The 16,057-nt window shown below is 33.5% G+C and carries 16 protein-coding genes and 1 pseudogene; 1 reads left to right on the top strand and 16 read right to left on the bottom strand.

Annotation, left to right across the window (positions count from 1 at the left end; translation table 11 throughout):
* The 5 genes from ACQKNR_RS25315 to ACQKNR_RS25335 all read right to left on the bottom strand — a co-directional run bounded on the left by ACQKNR_RS25315 (position 1) and on the right by ACQKNR_RS25335 (position 6,739).
* Entirely contained in the window at positions 1–1,116 is a 1,116-nt protein-coding gene (locus ACQKNR_RS25315; RefSeq protein ID WP_427321690.1) for an AAA family ATPase, read from the bottom strand.
* Positions 1,113–2,312, bottom strand: a complete 1,200-nt coding sequence (locus tag ACQKNR_RS25320; RefSeq protein WP_427321692.1) for a restriction endonuclease subunit S — start codon at positions 2,310–2,312, stop codon at positions 1,113–1,115. The genes ACQKNR_RS25315 and ACQKNR_RS25320 overlap by 4 nt, the downstream gene beginning before the upstream one ends.
* Positions 2,305–5,313, bottom strand: coding sequence for a type I restriction endonuclease subunit R (locus ACQKNR_RS25325; protein WP_427321694.1), 3,009 nt, complete (start codon positions 5,311–5,313; stop codon positions 2,305–2,307). Before ACQKNR_RS25325 ends, ACQKNR_RS25320 begins: the two co-directional genes overlap by 8 nt.
* Positions 5,314–5,376: 63 nt before the next feature.
* On the bottom strand, positions 5,377–5,592 hold the full coding sequence (locus tag ACQKNR_RS25330; protein WP_427321696.1) for a helix-turn-helix domain-containing protein: 216 nt from the start codon (positions 5,590–5,592) through the stop codon (positions 5,377–5,379).
* Between the two features lie 508 nt (positions 5,593–6,100).
* A complete protein-coding gene (locus ACQKNR_RS25335; protein ID WP_427321698.1) occupies positions 6,101–6,739 on the bottom strand; it encodes a Tn7-like element transposition protein TnsE in 639 nt (212 codons plus the stop codon).
* A gap of 321 nt (positions 6,740–7,060) precedes the next feature.
* Here ACQKNR_RS25335 and ACQKNR_RS25340 point away from each other — a divergent pair.
* Positions 7,061–7,270, top strand: a pseudogene (locus ACQKNR_RS25340) (hypothetical protein); the annotation flags it as partial.
* 128 nt (positions 7,271–7,398) lie between these two features.
* On the opposite strand, the gene ACQKNR_RS25345 reads toward ACQKNR_RS25340, so the two are convergent.
* From ACQKNR_RS25345 to ACQKNR_RS25395, 11 genes are all read right to left on the bottom strand, one after another.
* Positions 7,399–8,661: a clostripain-related cysteine peptidase gene (locus tag ACQKNR_RS25345; RefSeq protein ID WP_427321700.1), complete on the bottom strand. Its 1,263-nt coding sequence runs from the start codon at positions 8,659–8,661 to the stop codon at positions 7,399–7,401.
* Between the two features lie 101 nt (positions 8,662–8,762).
* On the bottom strand, positions 8,763–10,571 hold the full coding sequence (locus ACQKNR_RS25350; RefSeq protein WP_427321702.1) for an ABC transporter ATP-binding protein: 1,809 nt from the start codon (positions 10,569–10,571) through the stop codon (positions 8,763–8,765).
* Positions 10,555–12,393: an ABC transporter ATP-binding protein gene (locus ACQKNR_RS25355; RefSeq protein WP_427321704.1), complete on the bottom strand. Its 1,839-nt coding sequence runs from the start codon at positions 12,391–12,393 to the stop codon at positions 10,555–10,557. The genes ACQKNR_RS25350 and ACQKNR_RS25355 overlap by 17 nt, the downstream gene beginning before the upstream one ends.
* A 15-nt stretch (positions 12,394–12,408) precedes the next feature.
* Complete coding sequence (locus tag ACQKNR_RS25360; RefSeq protein WP_427321706.1) at positions 12,409–14,427, bottom strand: asparagine synthase-related protein; 2,019 nt, start codon at positions 14,425–14,427, stop codon at positions 12,409–12,411.
* The gene (locus ACQKNR_RS25365) at positions 14,393–14,869 is read right to left on the bottom strand and encodes a lasso peptide biosynthesis B2 protein (RefSeq protein ID WP_427321708.1); all 477 of its coding nucleotides are present in this window, start codon (positions 14,867–14,869) and stop codon (positions 14,393–14,395) included. The genes ACQKNR_RS25360 and ACQKNR_RS25365 overlap by 35 nt, the downstream gene beginning before the upstream one ends.
* The gene (locus tag ACQKNR_RS25370; RefSeq protein WP_427321710.1) at positions 14,862–15,140 is read right to left on the bottom strand and encodes a PqqD family protein; all 279 of its coding nucleotides are present in this window, start codon (positions 15,138–15,140) and stop codon (positions 14,862–14,864) included. The genes ACQKNR_RS25365 and ACQKNR_RS25370 overlap by 8 nt, the downstream gene beginning before the upstream one ends.
* 98 nt (positions 15,141–15,238) lie before the next feature.
* Complete coding sequence (locus ACQKNR_RS25375) at positions 15,239–15,355, bottom strand: lariocidin family lasso peptide (RefSeq protein ID WP_427321712.1); 117 nt, start codon at positions 15,353–15,355, stop codon at positions 15,239–15,241.
* A 36-nt stretch (positions 15,356–15,391) separates the two neighbouring features.
* Positions 15,392–15,511, bottom strand: a complete 120-nt coding sequence (locus ACQKNR_RS25380) for a lariocidin family lasso peptide (RefSeq protein WP_427321714.1) — start codon at positions 15,509–15,511, stop codon at positions 15,392–15,394.
* Between the two features lie 35 nt (positions 15,512–15,546).
* On the bottom strand, positions 15,547–15,666 hold the full coding sequence (locus ACQKNR_RS25385; RefSeq protein WP_427321714.1) for a lariocidin family lasso peptide: 120 nt from the start codon (positions 15,664–15,666) through the stop codon (positions 15,547–15,549).
* A 36-nt stretch (positions 15,667–15,702) separates the two neighbouring features.
* The gene (locus tag ACQKNR_RS25390; RefSeq protein WP_427321716.1) at positions 15,703–15,822 is read right to left on the bottom strand and encodes a lariocidin family lasso peptide; all 120 of its coding nucleotides are present in this window, start codon (positions 15,820–15,822) and stop codon (positions 15,703–15,705) included.
* A 36-nt stretch (positions 15,823–15,858) separates the two neighbouring features.
* Positions 15,859–15,978 carry a lariocidin family lasso peptide gene (locus ACQKNR_RS25395; RefSeq protein ID WP_427321714.1) on the bottom strand — a complete coding sequence of 40 codons (120 nt, stop codon included), beginning with the start codon at positions 15,976–15,978 and terminating at the stop codon, positions 15,859–15,861.
* Between the last annotated feature and the right edge of the window lie 79 nt (positions 15,979–16,057).

The following is a 16,057-nucleotide window of genomic DNA, read 5'->3' on the forward strand; positions in this document are numbered from 1 at the left end:
CTATTCTTCGGTAAATAGTTCAGGGTTGAATCGGTATAATTCCAGGTAACCCCTTAAAATTTTTCTAAAAACCTCTTTATTATCTTCAACCATTTCAATAGGCTCAAACAGCGAATAGTTACCATGACTTAATATGTTCACATATCTTGCAAATGTGATTCCATCCGGGTCATCTTCATCGCGTTTAATACATTCGGTGAAGTCTTCGAATCCATGAAACGATGCTGCCTTTTCAAGAATGTTTCGCAAAATATTGAAGTGATAAGTATAGAGCCTACCTGTGTTCGCTGCTTTGCTTAGCTCTTTTATTAATGCAACATGGTTGAAAAATGGAGTATCTTTGGTTTCTTGAATGAGGTATTCGTCTGTTTCCTTATTCTTTAATAAGTGATAGTCCTTGCCTTTTGCCCTTTTAAACTCATTATACATTACATTGAAAAACAACGAATGATGTGAAGATATGACTACTTTAATATCCTCTTGGCTTTTTAGCATCTGCGCTAAGTGGCTTGCTACTGCTATGGCGTTATTATCATCCAGTGATGAAATGGGATCATCGATATAAATGTGCCTAACCCAACTGTAGGCTGGTTCTTGGTCAACAACTAATTGGACAACCGCCAGAAAGAAACACCATACAAATATATTTTCTTCGCCACGAGAAATCTTTATGTTATCCACGTTTTCAGTTCCGCCATCTTTTCTTACTTCCCGCGAAAAACTAATCGTCCAATTTTGATAATCAATTGAAAAATCAAAATCAGCGTACCGATTTAAAAACGGGCGAATACGGCTTTCCATTTCAAGCTCTCTTAAGCCATCAAAAAAACGAGAATTTCTATTAATATACAGCAGTCTATTGGTGTCGCCCTCTAAGTCGTTATCCCAAGTGAATAAATCTTCTGTGAAAGCATTGTAATATAATGTATCTCGCGTTTTTTCTTCACTTTCAGGAATAGAATGTTTCCCTAAGTCTTTAAACGCTCCTGAAAGTCTTGTTTTGCCTGTACCATTGTATGCAAAAAGAAGAACATACTTCTTGCTATCGAGAACCGTTCTAAAATGGGTCGCCAGTGCATTTAAATCAGAAAAAGAAGTTATCGATTGAGAACTCATTCACTCACCTCCTCGATAGAAGGGAACAGTCCTTGCATCAAGCCTTTTTTGTGTAATTTCAGAGTTTTAACTTTTTCTGCTTGTGCGGTTATGAGGTCATCTATGCTAGAAAGGCAATCGGATATTTTATGTTGTTCTGCTATGTTTGGCATAGTAATTGGCATTTCTGTGATCATAGACTTCCTAACAGAATCAACAGAATTTTTCGCACTTAACTTCATTACTCTATTGTTAAAGTGTTCAGAGAAATATTGAAAGACAAACTTGCCAAATGCCGATTTCGAAAAATCATATATGCAATAAACTCTTTGATGAAAGTCAAATTTTCCATTAATATAATGAAAGTTTTTGCCTACACCAACACCGTCACCGGATGTTAAAATTGCTTCACAATCAAATGTATATGAATCTATTTTCTCAACGGCTTGAGATCTCACAAAAAACGGATATTTACCATTATCAACTTTATTTTGCGTATCCTTTTTTCCAGTAGTAACCTTTGCAAAATCCTTGATCAGGTATATATCCCACTCCCTACAACCCCTAAACTCTGGAAATCTCCACTCAGGCACAGTTTTACCTTCGGCAGGGAGTAACTTCTGCATTAATCCTTTTTTGTTCGCTTTGAGAGCTTCAAGCTTTTTATCCTCTGCAGTTATAAGGTCATCAAGGGAGGACAGGAAATCAGCAATCTTTTGTTGTTCTTTGTTTTCTGGTTTAGGTAATAGTATCGATGAAAATTGACTATAGCTTACCATCTTACCATCTCTTATACCTTCTAAGTCTTTGTTTAGGTCTTGTATAAACTTATTTGTTTTAAAATAATGCTTATAGTATTGTTCCACTATTGGAATTTTTTTGCGTAAAATAATGTATGCTGGACTGCAAATACCATGATACAAAGAATATTCTATGCCGCCTTGAAAAGACCGTAAACTAATGACAAAATCCCCTATCTCGACAACCTTGTAACTTTCAAGGCTCTTATTCGTTACAGACACATTATAATTAATCCGATCCCTTGGAATTGCGCCATGTTCCTGAGTTATAGCGAGAACAGGAAGATCAGAGTTATGATTTTTATTACTGATTGATTCAAATATTACATTTCCATTTTCAAAGTTAATCGCGCCGTTGTTTCCAAATTCCGGAAACCTCAGTTTCGGTACCAAAGCCATTTTCTCTTTTCTATTCATATGCATTCAGCCCCACAATCACACGTCCGCCTGCAAGCTTTTTAAAAAGCGGTATTAATTCGTCCATCAATTCCAGCTCCTTCTTAGTCCTATCTCTCCAGCCAAGCTCCAGCGGCTCTAACAAATCGCTTAGTTTTTCACCGTCAAAAATCATACGCCCTATAATTTCATCTATAAAGGCTTGCAACGATACAGGTTCAATACCATGTTTGTTTGCAATTGATTCCATTTCTTTTACTGCTTTTTCTTCCTTGAATTTTTGGTATCCAGCTTTTATTTCTTTTTCATCCAATCCTTTACCAGATTCCAATGTGCTGATATAAGCAATAATATCTTCACGTTCTTCCATCATATTTGAATTGGAACAAAGTAAACTAATAAGCTGCTCACGGCTCATTTTTTCTTTTTTAGGCACATCGGGTTGTGTATATCTCGAAATTAAAGACATAATGTAGTCATAATCAATAATTGCAGAGGAAAATAGAACGAACTCAAAATCAATCTGTTCAATCACCGGATCTTTATCCCTAATATCTTTGCCCTGCTGTGCTTTTAACATTTGGGCAGTTTCAATATAGACACCACGGAACGCACGCAAAGTGTCTTCCGGCAACAGTTCTTCAATTTTTGCCTCTTGTTCTTCTTTGATATCTGTATATTGGTCAAGCTGTGTTTTAAGACGCTGCACTTCCTTAAATTTATTGATAAATTCACCTCGTGCGGCGTCGCCCTTAAGGTTGCTTACTTGCTCTGGCTTACATTCTAACCCTTGTGATTCCATAAATTTCTCAAGATCGGCAACTGCTTTATCCAGCTTTTCAACCACAACAGGAGCGGGGTCAACAAGCCAAATTTCTTTTGCCCTACTACTGTTTTCTTTTCCAGAAAACAGTGCAATTGCTTCATCTACATCTTTTTCTTGCCCTCTAAAGTCAAGAATATTTCCGTAAGGCTTTGTGTCGTTCAAAACACGGTTTGTTCTTGAAAATGCTTGAATTAAGCCATGTTGCTTTAAGTTTTTATCAACGTACAAGGTGTTTAGATACTTTGAATCGAATCCTGTTAAAAGCATATCCACCACAATAGTTATATCAATTTTGTTTACCTGCGAATAGTCAGAGTTTAGGTACTTTTGGTCTTTGATACGTTTTTGCACATCTTGATAGTATAAGTCGAATTCGTTTATGCTGTGATTTGTGCCGTACTGCAAGTTGTAGTCATCAATGATGCTTTTAAGTGCTGCCTTTTTCTTATCGGGCTCTTGTTCATTATCGGCTTTTTCTTGCTGTAGGTCTTCTTGTAACTGCTTAACATCTTTGTTTCCTTCAGCCGGTGGAGAGAAAACACAGGCAATATTTAACGAATTAAAGCTTGCACCCTCATTCTTTTTGCGTTCCTCTTGTAACGATTTGAAGATCTCAAAGTATTCTATTGCATCGTTGATAGAAGCTGTGGCGAAAATCGCATTGTATCGTCTACCATTAGTAGCCGCATCGTGTTTTGCTAATATTGCTTCGACAATCGCTTTTTTACTTACAGTATCAGAGGCTTTTGCTGCTTTTTTGACATCTTCCGGCTTAAAATAATCGATGTGAAAGCGAAGCACATTGCGGTCATCAATGGCATTAGTTATGGTATAGGCATGTAGTTCTTTTTCGAAAACATCTTTTGTTGTGATATAAGAACCAACCGTTCCATCAATTTGTTTATATGTTGCATTTTCTTCAAATATTGGTGTTCCGGTAAAGCCGAAAAGCTGTGCTTTCGGGAAAAAGTTTTTAATTGCTTCATGATTATCGCCAAACTGTGAGCGATGGCATTCATCAAAAATAATGGCAATACGTTTATCGGCGAGCTGTGCCAAGCGATCTTTGTAGGTCGGTTCGCCCCTTTTCTTTTTCTCTTGGTTACGCTTGCTATCTTCATTAAGAGCGAGCCCAAGCTTCTGAATTGTGGTAACAATAACTTTGTCACGGTAATCATCCGAAGTAAGTCGTTTAACTAAACTTTCTGTGTTCGTATTCTCTTCAACGCAGCCTTCTTGAAATTTATTAAACTCCAATCGAGTTTGTCTATCTAGGTCTTTTCTATCAACGACGAATAAACACTTCTCAATTTCAGGATTGTCCTTCAATAGTGTTGATGTTTTAAACGATGTAAGTGTTTTTCCACTTCCGGTAGTATGCCATATATATCCGTTACCACGATTCTGATCGATACAGTCCATTATTGCCTTAACAGCGTAAATCTGATAAGGACGCATAATCATCAATTTCTGCTCACTTACAACAAGTACCATGTAACGGCTTATTAATTGCCCGAGAGTGCATTTCGGCAAAAAGTTGTCAGAAAAATCATGAAGATGGGTAATTTTGTTATTGTCCTCATCTGCCATCTGATAGATTGGCAAAAAGCGCTCGTCTGCATTAAAACAAAAGTGCTCCTTGTGATTGTTGGCAAAATAATATGTGTTACTCTCATTGCTCACAATAAAAAGCTGCATAAAGCAAAGCAGCGAGTTTGTATAACCATTGCCTTGGTCGTTTTTATATTCTACAATTTGCTCCATAGCTTTTTTAGGTGTGATTTGCAGTGACTTCAGTTCAATCTGAACAACAGGAACCCCATTGATGAGGATAATAACATCATAACGATGATTGCTGTTATCTGTGTTTATGCGTAGTTGGTTTATCACTTCAAATTCATTTTTACACCAGTCTTTTATATTAACAAGGGTGTATTGCAGCGGCGTGTCATCATCACGCTTAAAAGTGTTAATTTCTCGTAAAGTCCTTGCAGCAGTAAATACATCTGCAGTGATAATACTATCTCTGAGGCGCTCAAATTCAGAATTGCTTAACTTTACACGATTCAGTCTTTCAAAATGTTCTTTGAAATTAGCTTCAAGCGAAGCTTTATCTCTAATATCCTCACGATATATGTATTTTAAGTTCCTAAGCTTTTCTATAAAAGCGGTTTCTATTTCCCTTTCAGCTTTCATATCATATCTCCTCATATTATAGAATAGAAATTCCCTAAGCCCTTTTCCAAAACTACATAATATCTATTTCGCCTTCACAAGCAACTCAATCAATTCAGTGTTTACATTTTTATTTTTACAAAGCTTGATTAAGGCATGTCGAGCAATTTGATTCGGCTTTGTATGATTATTCTCCCATCGATTCACAGATGTAAAACCAACATGAAGCTCACGTGCAAGTCCCTCTTGAGACAAACACAGCTCCAAGCGTACTTTTTTAATCGCTTCGCTTAACTCCATTTAGAATCACCTCGTAATTGTACAACTAACCACGATATATTATATCATAAGCTATAGCATTTTGCGGTAAATAGTAATTGGCAACATTGACTATAGGAAAAAGACGTGTTTTAACATGCAGCTTTTTTAAAATTGCCCCTAGGACCTTTAATCAAAATTCTTATCCAATCCGTAATTCTCCTATAAGTTCTCTGCGCTGTCTTCAACATCAAGAATTGGAGAAGGGCTATCTACTTGAAAAAAGAGCTGCACACAAAGGTCCTTCAATGTTTTAGGATGGTTTTTTATAGACCTTCATGATACGCGTACCGTTTTGGATAAGCCTTTCGCTTGGGCTAGGTTTTTCCGGAATAAGGCCGCGATGTCACTCGTCGCATTTTCCACGTCGAAGACCTTGAAAATGTGTCCATTTTAATTTCAGATTCTATTACATGCTTCCACTGTTAATTTTTTCCTCATGCAATATAGAATAATCCCTTTCATAAAGTTTCATAATTGTTACTTCAACCTAGTAACTTAATTTGTTCGATAAAACCTCTGCCCTGTGCTGAATCCCTTTAGAACTATGTTTAGCTTTTACCAGCTTAATATCTTGACCTTCAAGGCTTTTCAATGACTTACTTGTCCATTTCCCACTATCATTCACAAGATTTACAAGCAGCCGATCATAAATAACTTTCCATTCACGAGTTACAAGCGAAGATAAAATCAACGTCGACAAAGACCGATTTTCCAGTTCAATTTCTATAATGTTGTATTGTTTTCCATTTCCCAAATATATTTGAGCAATTACATAACGTCTCTTAGTGATATTATCACTCAATTTTGTAAATCTATGTTCACTGTGAACATCTGGCAATACATCCATAATTACTTGTATTGTTCCTACTATGGGATATTGCTCAAGTGCTTTGAGGACATTAATAAAATCTTGCAGCTCTGCTTGTGCCTGAATTTCATGTAGCATTTGATGCTCTAATCCTCGCACGAGTTGTTGGCCACCACTGTCTGCTGTAGAGCGAATAGAATTATGATCAATGTAGTATTTCTTTGTGTTTTCATCTTCTTTTATTCGTTGCTTGGAAAGACTACCTTTAATACGTTCAATTTTGAGAACTGATGTATATTCATGTTTTGACCGATTCATTGGAGATATCTCTAACTGATATTGAATATCAAGATTTACATGCAATTGTCAATGAAATGACACAAGATGATTCGTTTTTTCAACTAGCCTTTGGAGGATTAGCATTAAAATTTTTACAACTTTTTTATAGTGAATATATCTTTAAATTTGAATTTTGTGATTCTTGAGATAAATTCATATCAATATCTGTCTATAACGATCAAAATGTTCCTACGACGAAGAATGATTTCTACTATTTCATATGCTCAGAATTTCTCGACCTAACTTCCGAGCAAATACGCACTTTTACACAGTTATCCTTAGAAGTTTGCGACGATTTAACTAAAGAATAATTTTAATAAGAACACCGGAAATAAACTTGATTACAATCATTACTATGGTGATTTCAATCAAAATAATGGCTTATGGCAATGGAAAAGAAAAACGTATAAAGGCTTTTCTTCTTATCAAGCAAGTATGAACCAAGAAGGAAATGAACAACATAGTGAATTTAGCAAATCCCCCCCTTCATTCAAACTAATTTCAAAATAAAACACATCTACTAAAACTTCCCTATTTCCGCCCATTACCTCTCCCATATAAAAAATTATATAAAAATAAAAAGCTGTAGTTTCGTTTTCATTGAAACTACAACTTTTTATTTTCCAAACGCATTTCAATCAAATTGGATATAAAGGTTCATCGCTCACGTTCATGTATTGATTATTTTTTAGATTCTCAATAACTATTTCAAGGAAATCATAATAATCTTTGGAGAAGTTATTTTTTTTATAAAGTTTTAATTTTTCATCAAATCTCTCTCTGTCACCTAATGGGAAAAACAAACAAATACCAGTAGCTTGTTTCCAAGGGCTTTTCACATTATAAATTACAGCCTGATCAACTGCACTCATAATTCTTCGTGAATAGAATGGATACTGAGAATACATTTGTTTTGCCAAATCGCCTAAATCTACCATTTCTGAATCCTCTGGTCCATCCATTTTTCCATACTCCTCTACCTTATGTCTTGCAGTAAGGATAGATTGAAATTTATCATCATTTGATACATCTGCTTTCAATAAGCTTGCTATATCATAAAAAGATTTTGTAATAGGTTTTACCTTAGATAAATCTATCACAGAGATAGCTACGTCATCTTCTTCTTCATTTTCAACGGCTTGCTTATAAAAACCATCTGCTATGATTCTTCCCAACTCTTCCCCATTCATATTTGGTTTATTTAATAATTTTTCAAATGTATATATATAATCTAAACCATGAGCTGGAACCATATCTTCTGAACCAACAATATAATTAGCATACTGATCTATATAACTAAGAGTTTCTAGATTTGTAACTAAACAAGCATCAAATGCTACAACCTCTAATTTTTTTCTTGTTTTTTCATAAGTGTCTTTAAACGCTTTTTCAAGTTCTGGTAATGTAAGTGGATCAAGCCCAAACCGTTCATCATGACCATATCCATATACAGATCCCGATCCATGTCCCCATAAAATCACAGCATATTTTTCTGCTGGATACTCTTCCATACCCCAAATCATAAAATCGCTTAGTGTAGATGATTCCCCCATGTTTTTCAGTCCAACATCCTCAATTAATTGTAATGAATCTTTTTGGATTATCCACCTTTGATTGGTTTCTGGATTAATCTCTGGTGTATGCCATTTTTTTGCTCCACCTGTTTCAACAACTATATTAACTTCTTCTGAAGAGCCTATCTTCAGCATCTCTTTTAAATCTTCAGAAGCTAGCTCAAAATCACTCTCTAAACTAGATCCATCCAGATAAACCATCACAGTATATTTTGCTTTATTTACCTTATTTGTATCTGCTGAAATTTTTATTATATTATCCTCTGTTAAACTACTAAACCCTATTAAAAGCATTACGATTAATAGCATCCTATACATTTTTTTCATTTTTATAGCCCCCTTTTACTTGTAAATCGATTTATAAGTAGATTTCGCATAAAACAATGTATAGAGTTATAGTTAACAAAACGAATCTTTCCATTTAAAAATTAACTGTATTTCTTAGCCTGAATAGAATATAGCTCAGCATACTTCCCATCTTTAATTATTAATTCTTCATGTGTTCCTTGTTCTGTTACTTGTCCTTTATCCAAATAAATAATGTGGTTTGCTAGTTTTGCAGTACTTAACCTATGCGTTACAATAATAACAGTTTTATTATCAGCCAAATTTGATAAGGTTCTTAATATTTCATCTTCAGCATATGGATCAAGCGCTGAAGTTGGTTCATCAAATATTAAGATTTCAGCTTCTTTATCACGCATAAATGCTCTTGCAATAGCAATTCTTTGCCATTGACCACCTGATAGTTCTTGTCCACCAAATAATTTCCCCAATTGAGTATCATATCCATCTGTCATAGTAGGAAGCAATTCCCTCACATTGCTTTTATCACTTGCTAGTTGAATCTCAGGAGTATTATTAATATTTTTCACATCACCAAGCCCTATGTTTTCTCCTAGTAACATTTCGTACCTTACAAAGTCTTGTAAAACAGCGGTACACTTTTTTTTGTATTCAGTTGAATCATAATCGTTTAAGTTTTTATTATTATAGTAAATCGATCCTTGACTCGGATTATATAGCCTTAATAATAATTTAATAAGCGTCGTTTTCCCCGCTCCATTTTCGCCAACTAATGCAGTGATTTTCCCTTGAGGTATGTGCAATTTTTTTACACTAAGAGAACTTGTTTCTGAATTTTGATATGAAAAATCCACTTGCGATAAATAGAAACCAGAATCCTTCTCTTGACTCTCTACTAAAGATGAATTTACTCTTTTAGGATTAGGTAGTTGTATAAAATTAAGTAAGTTTCTTAAATGTCTTCCTTCCCTCGCCCCTATAGCAATTAAGGCAAAATACTCATTAACTCCTTCACATAACTGAATCGTCATACCTAAAAATAAAACTACATTTCCAATTGATACTTCATTATTAATCGCACCATTAATTATAAAAATTATGCTGAAGGAAATTACGCAAGATTGTATTAAACCCCAAAGAAGACTATGAACAGCTAATTTTCTTTGATCTTTACTTAAAGTTGCAGACAATTTTTGTACTGTCTTAACATACTTCTCTTTAAAGAAAGGTGTTAAGTGAAATAATTTTACCTCTTGTGCTAATTGCGGTAATAAGGGAACTGATGTATAGTATTCAGCTCTCCTTCTTAGTTCCATTAATTCTGGCCTACCTTCAAATGTAGCCTGATTTAAATTTACCTCTTTAATAAGTTTTGGAATAGAAACTATTAAAAGAAGAAATGGATACCACGGTAATAGAGAAAATAGTAATGCAACGCTAGCTATAATCTTTACAGTGCCTCCAAATGATTTCATGATTAAATCAATCCACATTGTAATCCAATACTCATTATTTCTAAAAGACCTTATTTTATTGTACAGTTCTTTATCTTCAAAGAATTCAAGACTCTCGAATGTATTGGCTTTTTTCATAATTAATACATCGATATACATCTGCAGTTTCGCTACCAACAGCCTTTTTTTCACTTCATAAAAAGGATTAAACAAATCTGCAGTGATTGTGAGAATAATAAATGTAATGATTATCCAAAACGTAAGGCTAGAATTTAATAATGCTGCGGGGTCTTTTGATAAATCATCAATTACCTTAGTACTTAACCAAATAAGCAATGGCTGAATAATTGATTCCAGTATTTTAATTAGCATAATATAGGTAAATCCCACTTTATCAGCTTTCCATAGCAGTTTTAAAGAAGACAATGTTTCTCTCATAAATTTAAAAGCATGATATGCCTTATTGAGGATTTTCATTTTTAACAGTCCCCTCTAAAGAAAAACTAGATGCTTGCATTAAATACATTTTTGCATATTCTCCTTGCATATCCATTAACACCTCATGTGAACCTTGTTCAATAACCTCTCCATCCTTAATCACAATAATAGAATCCACCATTTTTACAGTACTAAAACGGTGCGAGATTAATAGTACTGTCTTTTGTCTCGTTAATAAATAAAATTGGTTGTACAATTGCTCTTCTGATTTAATATCTAATGCGGCTGTAGGTTCATCCATTATTAGGGTAGAAGCGTTTCTAAAAAAGGCCCTAGCTAGCGCTATTTTTTGCCATTGCCCACCTGAAAACTCTATCCCATTCCATTCATTTCCTACCATTGTTTTATAGGAATCTGTATAACTATTAATTTTCTCGTGTATACCAACACGCTTAGCTATTTCTTGAATTTGTTTTTTATTTTCTATTCTTTCGCAATCACCAATTCCAATGTTTTCATCTATTGATAATCCATATTTTCCAAATGACTGGAAGATGGCGGAAATATGTTTACGAAGATACTGAATATCTATTTCCTTTATGTTTATATTATTGATTAGAATCTCCCCTTCGTCGGGATCATAAAATCGACAAAGTAATTTTACAATTGTGCTTTTACCTTCACCATTCATTCCTACAATAGCGGTACTTTGCTTTGCATTCAGTCTAAAACTAAGACCTTTTAGAATTTTATGTTCTTTATTAGTTGGATAACTGAAGCTTACATTTTTAAATTCAATATTCATTTCATGCAAATCTACAAGTTTTGAACTGGAAGGGATTTGAATATCCGGTTTTAATTTAACAAAATCATGAAAATCTCCACCCATTCTCCAAAGCTCAAGTGTTTCAACAAATTCATTTGAAACATTTCTTAATAATACGTTTAATTGAAATAGGGCACTTAAATATAAGGCGATATCTCCTATTGTCAAAGAAGCGTTACTTATTTTATAAGTTACCCACAAATAACCTAATCCAGCTACTCCACCAGATAATAAACCAGTCAATGTAATTGGAATTAAAGATTTTGTTTGAATTTTTTTATACGCTGAAAATACCACATCAAACGTTTCTTTATATCGCTTCAAAAAAAATTCACCCAAATTAAATAATCTAACTTCCTGTACCGTATTTTTCACTAATAAATTGTCTCGATAATATGACATCTTTCTTCGATTAGATGCGAATTCATTTTCGTATACCCATTCCATTGCAGTAAATTTATTGGCATATATAACAAAAGGAATAGCGCTTACAATTAATATCACTGCTAAAAGAGGTGAAAGCGTACCCACTACTACGATGATACTAATTAGTGAAATTCCCCCTGTTATTACACTGCCTGTTGATTCAACTATTTGCATAGGTAACCAACTTGTACTATCTCTTAAAGTCTCAAGTTTATCCCTATATTTTGTTTCTTCAAAAAATCGCATACCTGGCATCTTTTCTATAGCTTCTAAAAGTGTTGTATTAATTGTCAACATAGATTTTTCACCTAGTAACTTTTGAATCCAACTTGTGATTGACACAGAGAAAATCCCTATAACAAATGTAGAACAATACACAATCCCCCAAATATATACGTAGTTTTCACCAGGGTTTGCATTTGTAATTCCATTTAGAATTTCCCTTGTGGCAAATAACTGTATGGCGACAATTAAACCTTCAGCACTAAGTAAAACTAACAAAACTATGACCAAAATCGGACTAGACTTCCATATTATTTTCCCTAAAAAAAAAGCTATGCTCATCGTACTTTTAAGATTGAGCATTCGCTCTTTACAAAAATTAAACATTGCTCTCCTCTACTTTCAATAGAATGTTGCTCGTCTTAATTCTGAAGAAAAAATACATTTTCCTATATTACGAGGATCCACTGGCTTACTTCTTTCTAAAATATAATTTCTTCCCTTTTCAACTTCTTGTAGCCAAATTTCTAATTCTAAAACTGAACGAAGGTATTGGAAACTTATCCCTAGGTCGTTATTCGGATCATTGGATCTTATTAACATTGCAATTAAATGATCTCTATATTTCTCCTTATCAATAATCCCTAATTCCGCTACAAAATTCTTTTTATTTTTTGAGAACAATTGTAAAATATTTTGTTTTTCATTTAACAAACATTTTCTAGCCATGTGTGCATACGTCGTTTTTATTTTTCTATTCAATAAATAATCTGGTAAAACGTCTTTAAACGCTTTTCTCATCAGCTGTTTAGATCCTTTATAATATCCATTTTTATGACCTTCTAGTAAATCATAATGCTCTTCAGGTGGAACACAAAAACTAAGCTCGATCATTTTTTTATCATAAAATGGGTACATGTAATCCGTTGCTACTCTAGTTGTATCCAAACATCTGGCTCTAGGATATAAATAGTCATAGTGATATCTGTGCCCCCAGAGTTTAAAATCCTTACTTTTTTTATACTGTTCATACTCTCTTTGATTACCTTTATTCTCACGTTCCATATGTTCTGGGGTAAAAAATGGCATATTTGCTTCCACTTTTTCAGCCCAAACGGTCTTATAGTATAACCTTTCATTTAATCCTGGAATAAATGGTGCAATACCATAAGTAAATGATTTATCCAGGAACCCTCCTACCTTTTTATCAGACCAATTCCATAATTTTGATACTGCTTCTTTAAACTTTTTCTGTCTAAGTAAAGAATCAATGACTAATTCCTCTCCACTCGCTACATAATCTCCACCGTCGCCAGATATAGAACGATCGGCACCAATTTCAATAGAAATTCCAGCCACAACTTCATCATACAAAGGGTTTCCTCGTGGATCAGGTCCATCTATATACCACATTGGATCTCTTCCTATTTCTGCATTTAAAATCTTGTTAATATCATCACCCATAATAATGGCATGATCAACATTTAAATCTTGCAATAATTTAGTCACAAGTTCTTTATCATGACTAAATGACATGTCGTTAGATTCAAAAGATAGATTAACTCCAAAAATAGAGGAACTAGAGCCATTGGCGATTGCAGCACCTAAAATATTTCCTGAATCTAAACCTCCACTCACATCTAAGATTGTTTTTGTATCTGATATACGAAGTTGAACAACATCTAGCATTGTCTGACGGAACTCATCTACATAATCTGTAATATTCGTATGTTTCACTGTATTTAGTAGATTATTTAGTCCCCAATACGAACGAAGGTTTAGTTTATCATTTTTATTCCATTGTAAAATTGAAGCTGGTGGTAATCGATAAATACCTTGAAAAAATGTTTCATTACTAAATTCCGCTTCACTAATCGCAAATTGTGTAGTTGGGTAATTTAAGCAAGCATTGTAATTAATCGTAAAAGGAATTTCATAATTTAATAACAAAATTCTTAAATCATTTGATGCACAAAAGAAATCGTCATTTGGATGTTTATAATAATAAATCGGTCTCGTCGCATAAATATCATTAGCGATTATAAGATTATCCATATTCCGATCAACATATGTAATTGTGAAATCACCGTGAGCATTTTGTAATTGATTATCGATATTTGAGGTTAAACTCTTATACAGATTTGCCCTTCCCTTTGAAGTTAAATTTTCAATATAAGAATGGCCTAAGGAATCACTTAGTACACCGTTCAAAATTAATGGAGTACCTAAAGAGGAAATTTGTTCATTGCTCTTTTTATGAGAGCCTTTAAAAGAGAAATCAACTTCACTTAAAAAAAATCCCTCTCTATCAAAATTTAGTTGGTTACTTATCTTCATTGAACTTAACCAATTTCTTAGATTCTTGCTCCATTGGTTTTTTAAATTATTATTTTCCCCCCACATAGCTATCCACATTTTCATTTTCTGTAACCCACCTTTCAACTCCATCTCTCATTTTAAATACATGCATTACTTGTAATTTTCCAAGATGATTTTGAGGATCAATAACTTCGCCATTCTCTAATTCAACCCAAGCATGAGAATGTAACTTTTCATCTATTTTTTTAAATCCAATTATTAATTTTGCATCAATTCCATTTGAATATAGGACAATTTGATTTGTTAAAGAAATAGATACACATGAGGCGATTAAAGCATCTTGTTCATCCATTTCATATAAATATTTACTAAATGTTATCAATTCTTTTAAATCTATCGGCATTGCTTTTCTCCTTTGAGCACTTTCATACATTGGAAAGAACTGAATAGCAACTTTATTAAAAACAACATCAAATGGATTCTCAATTAACAGCCCTCTAACCAAATTATGTAAAGCAACAAAATATTCTTTAGAATTATTCATTTTTATCAACAACCAGTAGTAATTTATAATTAATTAAATCCTTTACACTTGCATCCACCAATTTTTGAATCTCCTCTTTGGGATTATCAAAATTAGATAGAAATTCTTCTACAATTAATGTTTTTTCAAAGAAATCCTTGTTAAAATTATCCCAAATTTCCTTATGTACACCTTCTAGACCATAGTATTCTCCTTCACTAATATGCAACACAATTGTCTCCTCCTCATTAGCACTAGAAGTGACAGTATTAGAATTCTTTCTTAATAGCACAATTGTCTCCTCCTTCATCTTTTAAGAAGAATAGTAGAACTAGAATTCCACTATTCTTCTTAGATAGTTCATAAATCTAATTTTCTATTTCACTATTTTTAACTCCTACGAAGTCCTTTGGCCCTAGTTCCATCACCTGGCTTCTTTGTCTTAGCTAGGGTTACCGCCATAAACGATCCGTATGCATTTACTTTCCCTACTTCTAATTTTTTCATTTTTCTCCCCTCCCTTATTTTTTAATTTAATAATGTTTATAGCCCTTTACGGATTCCTTTTGTTCTTGTTCCATCACCTGGTTTACTTTTCTTTGCTAATGTTACTGCCATAAATGATCCATATGCTTTTACTTTCCCTGCTTCTAATTTTTTCATTTTTCTTCTCTCCCTTATTTTTAATTTAATAATGTTTATAGTCCTTTACGGATTCCTTTTGTTCTTGTTCCATCACCTGGTTTACTTTTCTTTGCTAATGTTACTGCCATAAATGATCCATACGCTTTTACTTTTCCTGCCTCTAATTTTTTCATTTTTCTTCTCTCCCTTATTTTTTAATTTAATAATGTTTATAGTCCTTTACGAATTCCTTTTGCTCTTGTTCCATCACCTGGTTTACTTTTCTTTGCTAATGTTACTGCCATAAATGATCCATATGCTTTTACTTTCCCTGCTTCTAATTTTTTCATTTTTCTTCTCTCCCTTGTTTTTTAATTTAAGTATATTTATAGTCCTTTACGAATTCCTTTTGTTCTTGTTCCATCACCTGGTTTACTTTTCTTTGCTAATGTTACTGCCATAAATGATCCATACGCTTTTACTTTTCCTGCTTCTAATTTTTTCATTTTTCTTCTCTCCCTTGTTTTTTAATTTAAGTATATTTATAGTCCTTTACGAATTCCTTTTGTTCTTGTTCCATCACCT

The sequence above is a fragment of the Bacillus sp. NPDC094077 genome (assembly GCF_050279465.1).
Classification (GTDB): Bacteria; Bacillota; Bacilli; order Bacillales; family Bacillaceae_G; genus Bacillus_A.